Annotated in this window: 20 protein-coding genes; 12 read left to right on the forward strand and 8 right to left on the reverse strand. The window is 62.2% G+C overall.

Annotation, left to right across the window (positions count from 1 at the left end):
• Positions 1–13 precede the first annotated feature (13 nt).
• Both AC5XE7_RS10645 and AC5XE7_RS10650 read right to left on the reverse strand, forming a co-directional pair.
• The gene (locus AC5XE7_RS10645; protein ID WP_495365993.1) at positions 14–445 is read right to left on the reverse strand and encodes a hypothetical protein; all 432 of its coding nucleotides are present in this window, start codon (positions 443–445) and stop codon (positions 14–16) included.
• Positions 445–1,698, reverse strand: a complete 1,254-nt coding sequence (locus AC5XE7_RS10650; protein ID WP_495365994.1) for a sarcosine oxidase subunit beta family protein — start codon at positions 1,696–1,698, stop codon at positions 445–447. Before AC5XE7_RS10650 ends, AC5XE7_RS10645 begins: the two co-directional genes overlap by 1 nt.
• 215 nt (positions 1,699–1,913) lie before the next feature.
• Between AC5XE7_RS10650 and AC5XE7_RS10655 the strand changes: the two genes are divergently transcribed.
• From AC5XE7_RS10655 to AC5XE7_RS10670, 4 genes are all read left to right on the forward strand, one after another.
• Positions 1,914–3,422: a helicase HerA domain-containing protein gene (locus AC5XE7_RS10655; RefSeq protein ID WP_495365995.1), complete on the forward strand. Its 1,509-nt coding sequence runs from the start codon at positions 1,914–1,916 to the stop codon at positions 3,420–3,422.
• 166 nt (positions 3,423–3,588) lie between these two features.
• A complete protein-coding gene (gene rpsU / locus AC5XE7_RS10660; RefSeq protein WP_183831877.1) occupies positions 3,589–3,840 on the forward strand; it encodes a 30S ribosomal protein S21 in 252 nt (83 codons plus the stop codon).
• Positions 3,841–3,989: 149 nt separating this feature from the next.
• Positions 3,990–4,826 carry a tetratricopeptide repeat protein gene (locus AC5XE7_RS10665; RefSeq protein WP_495365996.1) on the forward strand — a complete coding sequence of 279 codons (837 nt, stop codon included), beginning with the start codon at positions 3,990–3,992 and terminating at the stop codon, positions 4,824–4,826.
• Between the two features lie 167 nt (positions 4,827–4,993).
• Complete coding sequence (locus tag AC5XE7_RS10670; RefSeq protein WP_495365997.1) at positions 4,994–5,470, forward strand: DUF992 domain-containing protein; 477 nt, start codon at positions 4,994–4,996, stop codon at positions 5,468–5,470.
• 215 nt (positions 5,471–5,685) lie between these two features.
• On the opposite strand, the gene coaBC is transcribed toward AC5XE7_RS10670, so the two are convergent.
• The 3 genes from coaBC to ubiE all read right to left on the reverse strand — a co-directional run bounded on the left by coaBC (position 5,686) and on the right by ubiE (position 9,368).
• Positions 5,686–6,924 (reverse strand): bifunctional phosphopantothenoylcysteine decarboxylase/phosphopantothenate--cysteine ligase CoaBC, encoded by a 1,239-nt coding sequence (gene coaBC, locus AC5XE7_RS10675; RefSeq protein WP_495365998.1) that lies wholly within the window; start codon positions 6,922–6,924, stop codon positions 5,686–5,688.
• A gap of 79 nt (positions 6,925–7,003) precedes the next feature.
• Positions 7,004–8,578, reverse strand: a complete 1,575-nt coding sequence (gene ubiB, locus AC5XE7_RS10680; protein WP_495365999.1) for a 2-polyprenylphenol 6-hydroxylase — start codon at positions 8,576–8,578, stop codon at positions 7,004–7,006.
• Between the two features lie 13 nt (positions 8,579–8,591).
• A complete protein-coding gene (gene ubiE / locus AC5XE7_RS10685; protein ID WP_495366000.1) occupies positions 8,592–9,368 on the reverse strand; it encodes a bifunctional demethylmenaquinone methyltransferase/2-methoxy-6-polyprenyl-1,4-benzoquinol methylase UbiE in 777 nt (258 codons plus the stop codon).
• 212 nt (positions 9,369–9,580) lie between these two features.
• Between ubiE and upp the strand changes: the two genes are divergently transcribed.
• Together upp and AC5XE7_RS10695 are read left to right on the forward strand one after the other, a co-directional pair.
• Positions 9,581–10,210 (forward strand): uracil phosphoribosyltransferase, encoded by a 630-nt coding sequence (upp, locus tag AC5XE7_RS10690; protein WP_495366001.1) that lies wholly within the window; start codon positions 9,581–9,583, stop codon positions 10,208–10,210.
• A 7-nt stretch (positions 10,211–10,217) separates the two neighbouring features.
• Complete coding sequence (locus AC5XE7_RS10695) at positions 10,218–10,430, forward strand: SlyX family protein (protein WP_495366002.1); 213 nt, start codon at positions 10,218–10,220, stop codon at positions 10,428–10,430.
• Between the two features lie 30 nt (positions 10,431–10,460).
• On the opposite strand, the gene msrA is transcribed toward AC5XE7_RS10695, so the two are convergent.
• Together msrA and AC5XE7_RS10705 are read right to left on the reverse strand one after the other, a co-directional pair.
• Positions 10,461–11,126, reverse strand: a complete 666-nt coding sequence (gene msrA, locus AC5XE7_RS10700) for a peptide-methionine (S)-S-oxide reductase MsrA (protein ID WP_495366003.1) — start codon at positions 11,124–11,126, stop codon at positions 10,461–10,463.
• 47 nt (positions 11,127–11,173) lie between these two features.
• Entirely contained in the window at positions 11,174–11,497 is a 324-nt protein-coding gene (locus tag AC5XE7_RS10705) for a hypothetical protein (protein ID WP_495366004.1), read from the reverse strand.
• 105 nt (positions 11,498–11,602) lie between these two features.
• On the opposite strand from AC5XE7_RS10705, the gene AC5XE7_RS10710 reads away from it, so the two are divergent.
• The 4 genes from AC5XE7_RS10710 to AC5XE7_RS10725 all read left to right on the forward strand — a co-directional run bounded on the left by AC5XE7_RS10710 (position 11,603) and on the right by AC5XE7_RS10725 (position 14,028).
• Positions 11,603–12,556, forward strand: a complete 954-nt coding sequence (locus AC5XE7_RS10710) for a phosphatase PAP2 family protein (RefSeq protein ID WP_495366005.1) — start codon at positions 11,603–11,605, stop codon at positions 12,554–12,556.
• 241 nt (positions 12,557–12,797) lie between these two features.
• On the forward strand, positions 12,798–12,998 hold the full coding sequence (locus AC5XE7_RS10715; RefSeq protein ID WP_495366006.1) for a Flp family type IVb pilin: 201 nt from the start codon (positions 12,798–12,800) through the stop codon (positions 12,996–12,998).
• An 87-nt stretch (positions 12,999–13,085) separates the two neighbouring features.
• Positions 13,086–13,475 carry a hypothetical protein gene (locus AC5XE7_RS10720; protein ID WP_495366007.1) on the forward strand — a complete coding sequence of 130 codons (390 nt, stop codon included), beginning with the start codon at positions 13,086–13,088 and terminating at the stop codon, positions 13,473–13,475.
• A 61-nt stretch (positions 13,476–13,536) separates the two neighbouring features.
• Complete coding sequence (locus AC5XE7_RS10725) at positions 13,537–14,028, forward strand: NUDIX hydrolase (protein ID WP_495366008.1); 492 nt, start codon at positions 13,537–13,539, stop codon at positions 14,026–14,028.
• 32 nt (positions 14,029–14,060) lie between these two features.
• Here AC5XE7_RS10725 and nth read toward each other — a convergent pair whose 3' ends face one another.
• Positions 14,061–14,861 (reverse strand): endonuclease III, encoded by an 801-nt coding sequence (gene nth, locus AC5XE7_RS10730; protein WP_495366009.1) that lies wholly within the window; start codon positions 14,859–14,861, stop codon positions 14,061–14,063.
• Positions 14,862–14,883: 22 nt separating this feature from the next.
• On the opposite strand from nth, the gene AC5XE7_RS10735 reads away from it, so the two are divergent.
• Complete coding sequence (locus AC5XE7_RS10735) at positions 14,884–15,378, forward strand: DUF2244 domain-containing protein (protein ID WP_183831891.1); 495 nt, start codon at positions 14,884–14,886, stop codon at positions 15,376–15,378.
• An 87-nt stretch (positions 15,379–15,465) separates the two neighbouring features.
• The gene (locus tag AC5XE7_RS10740) at positions 15,466–16,356 is read left to right on the forward strand and encodes a methylated-DNA--[protein]-cysteine S-methyltransferase (protein WP_495366010.1); all 891 of its coding nucleotides are present in this window, start codon (positions 15,466–15,468) and stop codon (positions 16,354–16,356) included.
• The last annotated feature ends 35 nt before the right edge of the window (positions 16,357–16,391 follow it).

Raw genomic sequence — 16,391 nt, forward strand, 5'->3', positions numbered from 1 at the left:
CGCCATTCCTGTCCTATAATTCGCCATGGCCCATCCTCGCGCCCTGTGGCTGGTTGCACAGGCGCTGGCCAAGTTGCTCGAAGGGCGCAAAGCGCCTGATCAGTTCCCCGACACCTTCTGTCTTCGCGATCAGATGGGTGCTACCCATGTTCATCAGCGTCGCATCGAGTGGATTGGTCGAGACGAAAACCAGATCGGGCCTTGCTTCGGTCTCACTCCCGTCCGGCTTCGCCGCAAACATCACGACCTTGCGGCCTCCGCTCCAGACGCACATCAAAAGCCCCTCTTCGGGCACGAAGGGCCAGTGCTGCTCATTGTCCGTGCGCGCCACCGACTGCACGCGCACCTCTTCGGGGCCGGGCAGATGAAACAGGCTGCGCTCGTCACGCGCCGGCGTGACTGTCGCCGTCTGCGCCGACAGCAGGATCGCCGAAAGCACCGGCATCAATGCGCCACGGCGGCGGCCGCCGCCTCGTCGATCAGCCGGCCGGTGCGGAAACGCTCCAGCGAGAACGGCGCGTTGATCTGATGCGGCTCGTCGCGCGCGATCGTGTGGGCGAAGACATGCGCCGAGCCGGGAGTCGCCTTGAAGCCCCCGGTGCCCCAGCCGCAGTTCACGTAAAGCCCGCTGACCGGCGTCTTCGCCAATATCGGCGAGCGGTCGGGCGTCACGTCGACAATGCCGCCCCATGAGCGCAGCATCTTCATGCGGGTGAACACCGGAAACATCTCGCAGATCGCATCGAGCGTGTGTTCCAGATTGTGAAGCGAGCCGGCCTGCGAATAGGAATAATACTGGTCGGTTCCCGCCCCGATCACCAGTTCGCCCTTGTCGGACTGCGAGATGTAGGCATGAACCGTGTTGGACATGACCACGCAAGGCACCACCGGTTTGACCGGCTCTGACACCAGCGCCTGCAGCGGGTAGCTTTCCAGCGGCATGCGCACCCCGGCCATGTTCATGACGACGGAGGTGTTGCCGGCCGCGACCACGCCGATCTTCTTCGCACCGATCGGCCCGCGCGATGTTTCCACACCTGTAACGGCACCGTTTGGCCCGCGCCTGATGCCCGTGACCTCGCAGTTCTGGATGATGTGGACGCCGCGCGCCGAGGCGCCGCGCGCGTAGCCCCATGCGACCGCGTCATGGCGGGCCGTGCCGCCACGACGCTGCAGGGAAGCGCCGACGACCGGATAGCGCGCATCGCGCGATATGTTGAGCGGCGGACAGTATTCCTTCACCTGTTCCGGCGTCAGCCATTCATTGTCGATGCCGTTCAGGCGATTGGCATGGACATGGCGCTTGAGCGACTGCACGTCATGGACATTGTGCGCCAGCATCATGACGCCGCGCGCCGAGTACATCACATTGTAGTTGAGGTCCTGCGAAAGCCCGTCCCACAGCTTCAGCGCATGGTCGTAGATGCCGGCCGATTCGTCATAGAGATAGTTGGAGCGGATGATGGTGGTGTTGCGGCCCGTATTGCCGCCACCGAGCCAGCCCTTTTCGAGCACCGCCACATTGGTGATGCCGTGCTCCCTGGCGAGATAATAGGCCGTGCCCAGCCCATGCCCGCCTGCGCCTATGATGATGACATCATAGTCCGCCTTCGGTTCCGGCGAGGTCCATTGCTGCTCCCACCCCTTGTGGCCGCGCATGGCTTCCCGCGCGATGGCGAATACCGAGTATTTCTTCACGTTCCGACGCCTCGCGATTGGACGGCAAGTTTTCCGACGAAGGTGCTTTTTCTTATCACTAGCCAAACCGCCCGGCCACCCATGCGCTGTTTGCGACGGAGCCCGCCGCAATATACGCCGTCAGCGGCTGCGGCGAAGCGCGCCTGTGGGTATCGCCCCGCACGGCTTCGCAACCGGGGCGCAGCAATGGTAAAGCGCCAGTACAAGGAGCTGCAATGAGAGTCGACATTGACATGGGCACGGCCTCCCCAGGGAAGCCGGCCATGATCGATCTTGAGGAACTGCTGGCCACCCGATTGCTCGTGCAGGGCAATTCGGGTTCGGGCAAGTCGCATCTGCTGCGCCGTTTGCTGGAGCAGAGCGCGCCCTGGGTGCAGCAATGCGTGATCGACCCGGAAGGCGATTTCGTCACGCTGGCCGACAAGTTCGGGCATGTGGTGGTCGACGCGCAGCGCACCGAGGCCGAGCTGACCCGCATCGCCGGCCGCATCCGCCAGCATCGCGTCTCCGCAGTGCTCAATCTGGAAGGTCTCGACGTCGACCAGCAGATGCGCGCCGCCGCCGCCTTCCTCGGCGGCATGTTCGATGCCGAGCGCGAATACTGGTATCCGGTTCTCGTCGTGGTCGACGAGGCGCAGCTTTTCGCACCGGCCGCAGCCGGCGAAGTGTCCGACGAGGCGCGCCGCATCTCGCTCGCCGCGATGACCAACCTGATGTGCCGTGGCCGCAAGCGCGGCCTTGCCGGCGTCATCGCCACCCAGCGGCTGGCCAAGCTCGCCAAGAACGTCGCGGCGGAAGCCTCCAACTTCCTCATGGGGCGAACCTTCCTCGACATCGATATGGCCCGCGCCGCCGACCTTCTGGGCATGGAGCGGCGGCAGGCCGAAATGTTCCGCGATCTGGCCCGCGGCCGTTTCGTGGCGCTGGGGCCCGCCATGTCGCGCCGCCCCCTGCCGATCACCATCGGCGCGGTTGAAACCTCGGCCCGCTCGGTCAGCCCGAAGCTGATGCCGCTTCCCAAGAAGACGGAGGACATGGCCGACCTGGTGTTCACGCCGGGTCCGGAAGAGGCGCGCATGCCGGTGCGCAAGGCCGCGCCGCAACCCATTCCCACCGCCGACCTGATGGCCCAGCTTGCACGTCCGCAACCGGCCCCGATGCCGCCACCGGTCGAGCCGATGTTCCCCGAAATCGACGAGGCGGAGCGCGAGGCAGGCATCGACACCGTGCTGAAGGAAATCCTTGAGGACCCCGACGCCGGCTTCCGCACTGACGCCGTTCTCTATCAGGATTTTCTGGTGCGCTGCCGCATTCGCCGGGTCGTGGGCGAACCGCTGCAACTGGCCGCTTTCCGCAGGCGCCTTGCCGTCGCCCGTGCGGGCGTCGATCGCAAGACCGCCGGCGGCGAAGCCTGGCCGCAGGCGCTCCAGCTTTCCGAAACCCTGCCCGATGACGTGCAGGGCGTGTTTCTTATGGTGGCGCAGGCCGCCGTCACCGGCGCGCCCTGTCCCTCCGACGCCACGCTGGCGCGCGCCTACGGCACCCATTCAGCGCGCCGTGCCCGCAGGCTTCTCACCTATTTCGAGGAGCGCGACCTGATCGTCGTGCGCACCGATTTCCACAACAATCGCGTCGTGGCCTTCCCGGATCTCGGCTGCGAAACCGCGCCCGGGGATCCCAACGCGCCCGATGAAGCCGCGCCTTCGGCCGACGCTGCCGAGTAACATGCGCCACAGCGCTGCAATCTCAGGTCCACCGGCGAAATATGGTATGGACAACAAATCCCCATTCTGATACTAGCCGCCGCAAATTCGTGGCGGGAGCCGTCACGGAAGCTGGAGGCTTTGTCCGCCAGTTTTATGCATCCTAACCTGAGAGACAGGAACGCCCGTGCAGGTACTCGTTCGCGATAACAATGTTGATCAGGCGCTCCGCGCCCTCAAGAAGAAGATGCAGCGCGAAGGCATCTTCCGTGAAATGAAGATGCGCGGTCACTACGAGAAGCCTTCCGAGAAGAAGGCGCGCGAAAAGGCTGAGGCCGTGCGCCGTGCGCGCAAGCTGGCCCGCAAGCGTGCGCAGCGCGAAGGCCTGCTTCCCGGCGCAGCCCCCCGCCCGGCTCCGGCCGCCCGCGCCGCGCGCTGATACGATCTGTCTTTCGCCCTTTTTGCAGGGTATCGAGGTGGCGCGATTCCGGTCGCGGCCACCTTTTGTTTTTGCCGGGGCACTTTAGCCGGGACAGGGCTTTGGCTGCAGGCTAGGGTCTACACAGGACAAAGCGAGGACAGACTGCCATGGAAACAGTGAACGAACGGCGCGCCGCGCGTCACGGATTTTCCATCGCCGCGCTCGCCCTGAGCGGACTGATTCTGGCCGCCTGCCAGTCCGGCTCCGCCATCGACCTCAGCAATGTCGACGTCACGCAGGCTTCGAGCGAGAACATTTCTTCGCTGACGCAGGTGATCAACGCCAACCCGCGCGATCCCGAAGGTTACAATGTCCGCGGCTCCGCCTATGGACGCGGCGGTCGCTACCAGCAGGCGCTGAAGGATTTCGACACCGCCATCTCGCTCAATCCGAATTTCTATCAGGCCTATGCCAACCGCGCCCTGATCTATCGCTTCATGAACGACAGCGGCAAGGCGCTGGCCGACTATAACCGCGCCCTGCAGATCAACCCGAGCTATGACGCAGCCTATATCGGCCGCGGCAATGTCTATCGGCAGGCGGGCCGCACGCAGGAAGCCTTCAATGACTTCGAAAAGGCGATCCAACTCGACACCACCGATGCCCGCGCCTATCACAACAGAGGCCTGATCTATCAGGGACAGGGCCAGCACAGCTATGCCATCGAGGACTTCTCGTCAGCCATTTCCCTCGCCCCGGACGCCTCAGAGCCTTACAATGGCCGCGGCCTTTCCTATCTGGCCATGAACCAGGAGGACAACGCCTTCGCCGACTTCAACATGGCGATCAAGCTGGATTCGAAGAACGCCGAAGCGTGGACCAATCAGGCGCTGATCTATGAGCGGCGCGGCGAAAAGGCGAAGGCCGCGAAGTCCTATCGCGAGGCGGTACGCCTCAAGCCGGCCTATCAGCCGGCCAAGGACGGGCTTTCCCGCACCCAGTAAGCACCCGATAGGGGGCACATATTCTTCCGCAGCGTCAGCCATATCGCAGCGATCCGGCATCACTGTGCCATGATCGCGCCATGGTTCGACGCAACGTATCGCGCTTTCAGGCGTTGATCGCCATGGCGATTCTGCCAATGCGCGATCAGGAATTCAGGAGTTCTCTCATGATCAGGAAATTTGTTGCCGCCGCAGTGGTCGGCCTTGCTTCGATGACCGCCACCGCACATGCAGCCGACATGTTCGAACTCGGCATTCTCGACTGCAAGATCGACGGCGGCGTTGGCTACCTCATCACCTCGAACAAGGGCCTTGCCTGCTCCTTCAAGCCCTCCAATGGCCGCGCGACCGAGTATTACAGCGGCGTGGTCTCCAAGCTTGGTGTGGATCTCGGCAAGACCCATCAGGGCAATCTCGTCTGGGCAGTGCTTGCCGCCAACCGCAACTATGACAGTGGCCGCATCGCCGGCAAGTATTTCGGTGTGAACGCCGAAGCCAGCGTCATCACCGGCGGCGGCGCCAATCTGCTGCTTGGCGGCTTCGACCGCTCCTATGCCCTGCAGCCGCTCAGCGTGCAGGCCCAGACCGGCCTCAACCTCGCGGTGGCCGTGCAGTCGCTCGAACTGGTTCACTCGCTGAAATAAGGAAACCTCGCCGGCGGAACCCAGCGTTTCGCCGGCGTCCTTCACGGTATCGGGCAGCCGGGTCGAACACACTGCAGGGCCAACTACGGCGTCCTGCCGAATGCCTGCAGGCTTGAAACGCGTAGCGATGCTTCAGATTCGCTCCCGAAGCTCGAGTTCCTATTCTCACATCTGCCGTCGTGCCGCATCCGCTGGCCATTTTCGGACGATGCGCTTTAGCCGGTTGCGCCGCCCAGACGATCTGCAACCAGAGCAGCAAGCCGTTCCGCGACCTCATCCTTCGTGAGTTCCGGCCACTCGTCCACGCCGGTTCGCGACACGATGCGCACCCGGTTGCGATCACCGCCCATCACACCACCAGCTCCGATGCCGCTGTCATGCGACACGTCATTGGCGACGATCAGGTCCGCGCCCTTCCTGTCGAGCTTGGCCTGTGCGTTTCTCACAAGGTCCTGTGTCTCGGCGGCGAAGCCGATGACCAGCGGCGGACGCCTGGAATGATGACCGATGCCGGCCAGAATGTCGGGATTTTCCACCATCTGAAGGGCCGGCGGTCCCTCGCCAGCCACCTTCTTGATCTTTTCCCCGGCAGCATCGGCCGTGCGCCAGTCCGCCACGGCGGCAACGAAGATCGCCGCATCGGCCGGCAGCAGGCTTTCGACAGCATCACGCATCTGGCGCGCGCTTTCCACATGCGTAACCGACACACCCGCCGGATCGGCAATGGTCACCGGGCCGGAGACGAGCTGCACTTCGGCCCCCAGCCGGGCAAGGGCGGCAGCGATGGCATGGCCCTGCTTGCCCGACGAGCGATTGGCGATATAGCGCACCGGATCGATCGGCTCATGGGTGGGGCCGGAAGTGACGAGAATGCGCCGTCCCGCCAGCGGTTTCGCCGCCGGCGCCAACAGCGCCTCGATGGCTGCCACGATTTCCAGCGGTTCCGCCATGCGGCCCTCGCCCGCCTCGCCACTTTCGGCCATTTCGCCCCGCTTCGGCCCGACAAAGCAAACGCCATCGCCTGCCAGCGTCTCGCGGTTGCGGCGTGTTGCCGGATGCGCCCACATCTTCGGGTTCATGGCCGGCGCGATCAGCACCGGCTTGTCCGTTGCCAGAAGAACGGCAGAAGCCAGATCACTGGCAAGGCCATTGGCAAGCTTTGCCATCAGATCGGCTGTTGCCGGCGCGACCACGACCAGATCGGCCTCGCGCGCCAGCCTGATGTGGCCGACATCCTGCTCGTCCTGCCGGTCGAACAGGTCGGTGAACACATGGTCCGCCGCCAGCGCCCCGACTGCCAGCGGCGTGATGAACTGCTGCGCCGCCTGCGTCATCACCGGCCGCACCGCCGCCCCGCGCTCGCGCAGCCGCCTTATGAGATCCAGAGTTTTATAAGCGGCAATACCGCCGCCAATGATAAGCAGGATTCGCTTGCCGGAAAGGGTACTCGACATGCCGTTGATCAACTCCGTAAGCAGCGTCCTGTCTGGAAAAGCAAATTAGGCAGGACTGCCGGTGCGGTCAATTTGCCGTTCAGAACACCTTCCACGCAATGTAGATGAGCGTCAGCGCGATCACCCACAGCGCCAGCCGGCCGGAGCGGGTGTGGCGGGCTTCGGCCTTGCCGATCGCCTGCGCGGTCTCGGCATCGAACCGCAGGCCGTTCTCGGCCATATGATCGATTTCGCGCGACAGGCGCTCCGTGCGCTTGGCAAATTCGGGCATTTGACGCGCCAGCGCCGTAACCGCATAGACCCCGTCGCGGGCGTCGGCCACCAAACCGCGCGGACCCAGATTGTCCCGTATCCAGTCTCCCACGACCGGCTCCGCCGTCTTCCACATGTTGAAGGCCGGATCGAGCGTGCGTGCCACGCCTTCCACCACCACCATGGTCTTTTGCAGCAACACCAGTTCCGGCCGGGTCTGCATGTCGAACAGCTCCGTTACCTCGAACAGCAGCGTCAGCAGCTTGGCCATGGAGATGGTTTCGGCCGGCTGACCATGGATCGGCTCGCCGATGGCGCGGATCGCCTGCGCGAAGGCGGCGACATCGTGCCTGGCAGGCACATAACCGGCCTCAAAATGCACTTCCGCCACGCGCAGATAGTTGCGTGTGATGAAACCGTAGAGAATTTCGGCCAGGAAGCGACGCTCCTTCTTGCCGAGACGCCCGGAAATGCCGAGATCGACGGCGACGATAGTGCCATTGGCTTCCACGAACAGGTTGCCCGGATGCATGTCGGCATGGAAAAAGCCGTCCCGCAGCGTATGGCGCAGGAACGACTGGATCAGATTGGTGGCGATGGCCCTCAGATCGTGACCGGCCGCCGCAAGGGCGGCGATGTCATTCATCTTGATGCCGTCGACCCACTCCATGGTGAGCACGTCGCGGCCGGTACGCTCCCAGTCCACCGCCGGCACGCGAAAACCGGGATCGTCCTTCGTGTTTTCGCCAAGCTCGGAAAGAGCTGCCCCTTCGAGCCGCAGGTCCATCTCGATGCGGGTGGTCTGCGCCAGCGTTTCCGTGACCTGCACGGGGCGCAGCCGCCGGCTTGAAGGAATGTACTTCTCCTGCAGGCGGGCAGCGAGGAAATAGCTTTCCAGATCCTGATTGAAGCGCCGCCGCACGCCCGGGCGGATGACCTTCACCGCCACCTGACGCCGGCCATCGGGATAATCGACATCTGCCGGATGCACCTGCGCGATGGAGGCGGCAGCCACGGCATCCCCGAAGTCATGGTAGAGATCGCCGATCGTGCGCCCCAGCGACGCCTCGACAGCCGCCTGCGCGGCCGCCTTTGGGAAGGTCGGCATCTTGTCCTGCAACAGCGCAAGCTCAAGGGCGATGTCGTTGCCGACCACATCGGGACGGGTAGCAAGAAACTGGCCGAGCTTGACATAGGATGGCCCGAGCCGCGCCACCGCATGCGCCAGCCGGTCGCTGCGCTGCTCTTTCAGCGCGCGCCGCCGCGTGAACATCGTGGCGACCCGCCAGCCCAGTTTCGGCAGACCCGAAAGCTGATCGCCCGGCAGTGCGGCCACCACACCCTCACGCACCAGAACCCAGCCGGCCCTGACCAGCCGGAAACCCGCACTCACGCTGCTCATGAAGGCTGTCCAGTCAAAGCTTCCAGCCCGAATGAAGTGCGGCGATGCCGCCCGAATAGTTGCGGAAGCTCACGCGCTCGAAGCCGGCCGAGGAAATCATTTCAGCGAAGTTCTTCTGGTCGGGGAACTTGCGGATCGATTCCACCAGATAGGCGTAAGGCTCGCCGTCGCCGGTCACCATTTCGCCGATCTTCGGAATGGCGTTGAACGACCATGCCTCATAGAACCGGTCGAGCAGCGGCATGTCGACATCGGAGAATTCGAGGCACAGAAAACGTCCACCGGGCTTCAGCACGCGGAAGGCTTCCGACAGCGCCACATCGATGCGCGGCACGTTACGAATGCCAAAGGCGATCGTATAGGCATCGAAGGTGGAATCGGCGAAAGGCAGTTCCTCGGCATTGGCTTCGACGAAATCGAGATGCGGCGAAAGCCCCTTCTTTTCCGCGCGCTCGCGCCCCACCTGAAGCATCGAACCGTTGATGTCGAGCACCGTTTCGTGGGCATTGCGCCGGCTGGCCTCGATGATGCGGAAGGCGATGTCGCCGGTGCCGCCGGCCACGTCCAGCCCCTTCCAGCCCGGCCGCTTCGGCGGGTTGAGCCAGGCGATCATGGCGTCCTTCCAGATGCGGTGCATGCCGGCCGACATCAGGTCGTTCATCAGGTCGTAGCGATTGGCGACCTTGTGGAACACCTCGTTGACCAGGGGCTGCTTTTCGCCGGCGCCGACCTGACGGAATCCGTAGGAGGTTTCCATGCCGCCACGGGCGGTGGTTCTTTCAACTGACATGATCATGATCCGCCTTTTATGCGCGCGGACCATACAGGAACGAATTTGGCCGCGCCATGGCTTTAGCCGTCATTTCATTTACCCTGCGCCCCGCATTTACCCGGTAAAAGGTCGCAGGCCAGCTGTGGACTTTGTGCGCCTCAGCCCGCATAGGCCTTTTCTAATTTCTTTCCACCATTCACAATCGAGCTATGAATTAGCCGGAGAACACCATGAAGGGCGTCACCGTCATCGATCATCCGCTGGTGCAGCACAAGCTCACCATCATGCGTGACAAGAACACCTCGACGGCGAGCTTCCGCCGGCTGCTGCGCGAGATCTCGCTGCTGCTCGGCTACGAGGTGACGCGCGACCTGCAACTGACGACGAGAACCATCGAAACGCCGATCGAGGAAATGGAAGCGCCGGTGCTGGAAGGCAAGAAGCTGGTGTTCGCCTCCGTGCTGCGCGCCGGCAACGGGCTGCTCGAAGGCCTGCTCGACCTCGTACCGGCCGCGCGCGTCGCCCATATAGGGCTTTATCGCGATCACGATACGCTGGAAGCGATCGAATATTTCTTCAAGGCTCCCAGCGACCTTGCCGACCGGCTGGTGATCGTGGTCGACCCCATGCTGGCGACCGCCAATTCGGCCACGGCGGCAATCGACAGGCTGAAGGCGCGCGGCGCCACCAATATCCGCTTCCTGTGCCTGCTCGCAGCGCCGGAAGGCATTGCCCGCTTCACCGCCGCCCATCCGGACGTGCCGGTCTATACCGCGTCCATCGATCGCCAGCTCAACGAAAAGGGTTACATCATGCCCGGTGTCGGCGATGCGGGCGACCGCATGTATGGCACGAAATAGGCCCGCCATGAGCGACAGTGATAATGACAGGCTGGTCGCGCTGGAAATCCGCGCGGCCGAACAGGAAAAGACCATCGAGGAACTGTCCGGCCAGCTCGCCGAACAGTGGAAGGTGATCGACCGGCTTCAGAAGAAGCTCAACGCCCTGACCGAGCGCTTTCTGGAACTGGAAGAACAGGCCTCGCCCGAGATACCGGTGACCAAACCGCCCCACTGGTAAGTGCGGAGACGACACGACCGGAACGGACGGTCAGGCGCGCACGCCGGTCGGGATCGGGCAGGAAACGCCTGTGCCTTGCAGGCCGCAATAGCCGTCCGGGTTCTTCGCCAGATATTGCTGGTGCTCGGTTTCAGCGAAATAGAACTCCGGCGCCGGCGCAATCTCCGTGGTGACTTTGCCGCGGCCGCTTGCCAGCAACGAGGCCTCATAGGCATCGCGCGAAGCCTTTGCCTGCTCCAGTTGCGCCTCGCTGGTGGTGAAGATCACCGAGCGATAGGTGGTGCCGATGTCGTTGCCCTGACGCATGCCCTGCGTCGGGTCGTGATTTTCCCAGAACAGCTTCAGCAGGTCGGCATACGATACAATGTCTGGATCGAAGACCACCAGCACCACCTCGGCATGGCCGGTGAGCCCGGTGCAGGTTTCACGATAGGTCGGGTTGGGCGTGAGGCCACCTGCATAGCCGACGGCGGTGACGAAGACGCCCGGCATCTGCCAGAAGAGCCGCTCCGCACCCCAGAAGCAGCCCATGCCGAACAAGGCGCTCTGCATGCCAGCCGGATAAGGTCCTTTGAGCGGATTGCCGTTGACGTAGTGGGTCTCGGCGGTCGGGAGCGGCTGATCGCGTCCCGGCAGCGCCTCCTCAGGCTTCGGCATGGAGGATTTCTTGCTCAGGAGATCATTCAGGGAAAACATGTCGGTCTTCCTTCCTTAAAGGGTTAGCGCTAAAGGGCTATCACCGTTCAGCCGGCTGCATAGCGTACGGCCGGGCGCTCGCGCCGGTAGCCGATGGCGTAGAGCAGCAATGCCAGGCACGCGAACACCGCAAAACCCGGCAGAGACAGAATGAAGTTCACGCCTACATCCCAGACCAGCGGACCAATCTTCTCGCGCACGAACATTTCCGCGGCACCCAGTGTCTGCGGCGACACCGCATTCCAGCTGGTTTTCAGCGGCGTGGTGATCAGCTGAGAAGCCGCAACCGTGCGCGTCGCATCGAGCACCGCCATGGTCACGGCGACCGAAAGTGAAACCATCGCGGCAAGCCGGAACAGGAAACGGAACATCAGTGCACCTTTCTGGCACAAGAGATATGAGCAGAGGCCCGTCTACACAAGCTCGGCAGAGTGGCCATTAGAGATTTGTAAGCCATGTTGTGATCAAAATCAGCCATGTTCACATCTGATCCCCTTTATCCTCCGGCCGAGCTTTTCCTGTTCCGGATCACGTTCACGGTGCTGGCCATCGATGCGATGTTGATCCTGCTGCACCCTGCAAAGGTTGCCTGGGGCTCCTATGCCGTGCTCGGCCTGCTGGTGATGCTCTTTCTGGGTCTTGGTTCGTGGTATCGCCACAGCGGAAGAAGCAGGGAACTGGGCAGCGCGATCACCACAGTGGGCATTTTCATTCTGTTTTCCAACTCGGTTTCCCTGCTCAATTACCTGTTGACGCCCAACAGCAGGCCTCTGATCGACGATTGGCTGATCCAGATGGACACTCTGCTCGGCTATTCCTGGCCGCAGATAATCGCATGGGCTTCTGACCATCCACTGGTCAGCCAGGCGATGCGTCTGGCCTATAACGCCACTCTGATACAAGTCGCGGTGCTCATCATTGCTCTGGTCTTCACCAATCGCATCCGGCACCTGCACGCGTTTACATTGAGCCTGTCTATCTCAGGCCTCATCGCCGTTATTTTCTGGGCTTTCTTTCCAAGTCTTGGACCAAGTGCGTATTATCAGGTGCCGAAAGACATATTGCTGCGTGTACACCCTGTCGTATCGACAGAATACGGGGCAACGATCCTGTCCCACTTCAAACATGGCTCATCCATGATCAGCCCGGACGAAATTCGCGGCATGATCGCATTCCCATCGATGCATATCGTGATGGCCGGTTTGTCTCTGCTTTTTTCACGGCCGATGAAGTGGCTGTTCTTGCCCTATCTGGCCATCGTGATCATGGTCATTCCCGGCGTTCTGGTGCATGGCGGTCATCACCTGGTCGATATTCCTGCCGGGCTGACACTGATTGTGCTGGCGCTCATGGCGACAGGAAAAATAATGACCCTTGGCCATCCCGTGGGGCCCGGCAGGCTCGCCGTAACTCCCGCATCAAACGCCTGATTGGAGAAAAGCAGGCATGAAGGGCGATCGCGATGGCCTCTGGCCTTTCACGCCTGTTTGAGGGATCCGGATTCCAACAATTCAACCTTCTCTGTTGCGCCTTTGTTAAGTACATTTTTTCGACATTTTTCGTTTACCATCGGGCTTAACACAACCGAAAGCTGCACCCGCGATAGTGGGGTCACGGTTCATCAAGAAGCCGTTCAAACAAGTCACAACCTGGGCAACAAGGAATACAGATATGACCAAGCTTTTCGCACGCTTCGCCAAGGACGAGTCTGGCGCCACCGCCATCGAATACGGCCTGATCGCAGCTCTGATCGCCGTTGGCATCATCACGGCTGCCACTGCTCTTGGCACCAACATCAGCGGAACCTTCGAAAAGGTGAGCGGTGAACTTGAGAAGGCAAACGGCACCGCCGGCGGTGGCAATGGCAGCTAATAAGCCAGCCAAAGGCGGCGGTGCTACCATTGGCTCTTAAGTATCACTGAAACCAGTGGATTTAGTAACTGCACGAAAAGGCCGCCATTGGGCGGCCTTTTCTGTTTTTCGGCCTCAATTTTCTGGAACAATGATGCAGCAGGCTTATATTCTGGCGGTATCAAGGGTTGCGGACAGATGCTGAACGAACTCTCCCGAACCTCATATGCGGCGGCGGTCTTCGCAGCAGCACTTCTGACCGTCAGCGTTCCGGCCTCGGCCCAGCAACGGCCGCCCGTGGTGCAGGACCAGTCCGAAATCATCCAGCTTCAGAACCGCATCCAGCGCCAGCAATTCGAGCAGCAGCAGCAGCTTAACAGGCAGATCGACCGCCAGCAGGTCACCCAGCCTCCCGGGCAGCGCCCGCAGGTGCCCACTTTTCAGCAAAACTGTCAAACTCAGGTGACAGGCAGCGGTTATGTAAGGAATTGCCGCTGACGTGGCTTGCCTCAATTGATTAGCCGACTATTCTGTTCGGTGCAGATCGAATCGACGGAATATGGCGAAACAGAAGAAGCAGGTCCTTCGTAAAGCGAAGAAAGGCGAGAAGATTCGCCAGGTGGCGGCGATCCCTTTCAGGATCGGAGCCGATGGCGATTTGCAGGTCATGCTGGTCACCTCGCGCGAAACCCAGCGCTTCATTCTGCCCAAAGGCTGGCCGATGAAAGGCAAGAGCGGCCGCAAGGCCGCCACCATCGAGGCTGAGGAAGAGGCCGGCGTCTCTGGAAAGACGCTCAAGGAGCCCGCAGGAACCTACACTTACTGGAAGCGCCTGCCGGCCGCCTTCGTGCGCATCGATGTCACCGTCTATCTTCTGGAAGTCTCCGAACAGATGAAGCAGTGGCCGGAATCCGGCCGCCGCCAGCGCGCATGGCTTTCACCCGCGCAGGCAGCCGTGCTGATCGATGAGCCGGAACTGGCAAGCCTCGTCCGCCAGCTGAAAATTCCGCAGGAAACCGCGCCGGCAAAGCCTGAAAAAGCCAAAGCGTGATCCGGCGCACCGGCAAAGCAGCAGCGACGCACTCAAAGTGACTGCGGGATTTCCTGCGGCGCCAGCTCCACCAGCGGAGCGGGTATGGAGGTGGTTTTTTCCGCAGATTTGCAGATATCGGCAATCACACATGCCGGGCAATCCGGCTTTCGCGCCTTGCACACATAGCGCCCGTGCAGGATGAGCCAGTGATGGGCATGGCGCATGAATTCGTCTGGAATGATGCGGACAAGCTCCGCCTCCACCTGCTCCGGTGTCTTGCCCGGAGCCAGTCCGATACGGTTGCCGATGCGCAGGATGTGGGTGTCCACCGCCATCGTATGCTGGCCGAAAGCCATGTTGAGCACCACATTGGCGGTCTTTCGGCCAACACCCGGCAGCTTCACCAGTTCGTCGCGATCATCAGGAACTTTACCGTGATGATCGCGAATGAGCGCCTGCGAAAGGGCGATCACGTTCTTTGCCTTGTTGCGCCACAGGCCGATGGTGCGGATATAGTCGCCCACCTTCTCCTCACCCAGCGCCAGCATCTTCTGCGGCGTGTCGGCGATCTGGAACAGTGCGCGTGTCGCCTTGTTGACGCCGGCATCGGTCGCCTGCGCCGACAGCACCACCGCCACCAGCAGGGTGAAGGCGTTGACATGCTCCAGTTCGCCCTTCGGTTCCGGCCGCTGCACCGAGAACCGGCGGAAAATCTCATGAACCTCGGCCGGCGTGTACAGCGAACGCGGACGGCGCGGCGCAGGCCGCGCCTTCACCGCCTTTGCCTTCGGCACCGTCCGCGCAACCTCATTTCCGGGCACAGGCCGATCTTTTGACTTGGGCTTGCTCATGCTCATCCTATAGTATCGCCGCATGAGCGAGACAAATGCCGACTTTGCCGCGGATCAGCCCTTCTTCACAGCGCTGCTGACGCCGTACAGATCGCTTGGGCGCACCGGCTTTCTGATCCTGTTCGGCGCCATGCTGTCTGCTTGGGCCATCATCGGCATCATTTTCCTCAGCCACGGCGCATGGCCGATCTTCGGCTTCTTCGGTCTCGACGTGGTGGCCCTCTATGTCGCATTCCGGTTCAACTATCGGGCTGCCCGCGCCCGCGAGGAAGTGTCGGTTTCCCGAACCGAACTGCATATCCGCAAGATTTCGCCCTCCGGCAAATCCGAGCAGCATCGCTTCAATCCGTTCTGGACACGCTTTTCCGTGGCCCGCCACACCGAAATCGGCATTACCCGCATGGCGGTGGAAACGCGCGAGCAAAGCGTGGCGATCGGCAGTTTCCTCAACCCGGACGACCGCGAAAGCTTCGCCACCGCGTTTTCCCGCGCCCTTGCCACCGCAAAGGCCCGTTAAGAAAGCACGCATTCGGCAGGAAACGGGTGGGAATGGCGCTCTTTTGGGACGATATTTGAGACCAGACAGATATCAGCGAGACAGGCCATGAACGCCCGCACCCAGATGAAGCCCGTACCCGTTCTCGAACGCGACATCACCCCGCAAGGCAGCGATTATGAGATCGTGCGCCAAGTCATCGAAAAGATCAGCCTCGACTATCGCGACCAGCCATCGCTGGAGGAACTGGCTGCCGATGTGGGCGAGACCCCGACCGGCCTGCAGAAACTGTTCACCCGCTGGGCCGGGCTTTCGCCCAAGGGCTTTTTGCAGGCGGTGACGCTCGACCATGCGCGGCGGCTGCTCGAATCGGGCGCGCCGCTGCTGGAAGCCTCCATGGAAGTGGGCATGTCCGGCCCTGCCCGCCTGCACGATTTGTTCGTCACCCATGAGGCGATGTCGCCGGGGGCCTACAAGAACCGCGGCGAAGGCCTGACCATAAATTATGGCTACCACGTCTCGCCCTTCGGCATCGCGCTGATCATGGTCACCGACCGGGGGCTTGCCGGCCTTTCCTTCAACGATCCCGGCGATGAAAAAGCCGCGTTCGACGATATGGCCGGCCGCTGGCCCAACGCCACCTACATCGAAGACATGGCCGCCACCCTGCCCTATGCGCAGCGCATCTTCGATCCGTCCCGCTGGCGCGCCGACCAGCCCCTGCGCGTGGTCATGATCGGCACCGACTTTCAGGTGCGGGTGTGGGAGGCTTTGTTGTCTATCCCCATGGGCGCGGCCAGAACCTATTCCGATCTCGCCGGACAGATCGGGGAGCCGAAGGCCTCGCGCGCCGTGGGCGCTGCCTGCGGGGCCAATCCCATCTCCTTCGTGGTGCCCTGCCACCGCGCCCTGGCGAAATCCGGTGCGCTCACTGGCTATCACTGGGGCCTGACCCGCAAGCGGGCCATTCTCGGCTGGGAAGCGGGACAGGTAGCCTGACACCGGGAAGCGCGCATTGCGCTTTGTGCGGCGCA

The sequence above is a fragment of the Aquamicrobium sp. YD-1-mutant5 genome (assembly GCF_059509755.1).

Bases quoted from the DNA above. Each gene is read 5' to 3' on its own strand.
- AC5XE7_RS10645 (WP_495365993.1), bottom strand. From the start codon at position 445: ATGCCGGTGCTTTCGGCGATCCTGCTGTCGGCGCAGACGGCGACAGTC.
- AC5XE7_RS10655 (WP_495365995.1), top strand. From the start codon at position 1,914: ATGAGAGTCGACATTGACATGGGCACGGCCTCCCCAGGGAAGCCGGCC.
- AC5XE7_RS10665 (WP_495365996.1), top strand. From the start codon at position 3,990: ATGGAAACAGTGAACGAACGGCGCGCCGCGCGTCACGGATTTTCCATC.
- AC5XE7_RS10670 (WP_495365997.1), top strand. From the start codon at position 4,994: ATGATCAGGAAATTTGTTGCCGCCGCAGTGGTCGGCCTTGCTTCGATG.
- coaBC (WP_495365998.1), bottom strand. From the start codon at position 6,924: ATGTCGAGTACCCTTTCCGGCAAGCGAATCCTGCTTATCATTGGCGGC.
- ubiB (WP_495365999.1), bottom strand. From the start codon at position 8,578: ATGAGCAGCGTGAGTGCGGGTTTCCGGCTGGTCAGGGCCGGCTGGGTT.
- ubiE (WP_495366000.1), bottom strand. From the start codon at position 9,368: ATGTCAGTTGAAAGAACCACCGCCCGTGGCGGCATGGAAACCTCCTAC.
- upp (WP_495366001.1), top strand. From the start codon at position 9,581: ATGAAGGGCGTCACCGTCATCGATCATCCGCTGGTGCAGCACAAGCTC.
- AC5XE7_RS10695 (WP_495366002.1), top strand. From the start codon at position 10,218: ATGAGCGACAGTGATAATGACAGGCTGGTCGCGCTGGAAATCCGCGCG.
- msrA (WP_495366003.1), bottom strand. From the start codon at position 11,126: ATGTTTTCCCTGAATGATCTCCTGAGCAAGAAATCCTCCATGCCGAAG.
- AC5XE7_RS10705 (WP_495366004.1), bottom strand. From the start codon at position 11,497: ATGTTCCGTTTCCTGTTCCGGCTTGCCGCGATGGTTTCACTTTCGGTC.
- AC5XE7_RS10710 (WP_495366005.1), top strand. From the start codon at position 11,603: ATGTTCACATCTGATCCCCTTTATCCTCCGGCCGAGCTTTTCCTGTTC.
- AC5XE7_RS10715 (WP_495366006.1), top strand. From the start codon at position 12,798: ATGACCAAGCTTTTCGCACGCTTCGCCAAGGACGAGTCTGGCGCCACC.
- AC5XE7_RS10725 (WP_495366008.1), top strand. From the start codon at position 13,537: ATGGCGAAACAGAAGAAGCAGGTCCTTCGTAAAGCGAAGAAAGGCGAG.
- nth (WP_495366009.1), bottom strand. From the start codon at position 14,861: ATGAGCAAGCCCAAGTCAAAAGATCGGCCTGTGCCCGGAAATGAGGTT.
- AC5XE7_RS10735 (WP_183831891.1), top strand. From the start codon at position 14,884: ATGAGCGAGACAAATGCCGACTTTGCCGCGGATCAGCCCTTCTTCACA.
- AC5XE7_RS10740 (WP_495366010.1), top strand. From the start codon at position 15,466: ATGAACGCCCGCACCCAGATGAAGCCCGTACCCGTTCTCGAACGCGAC.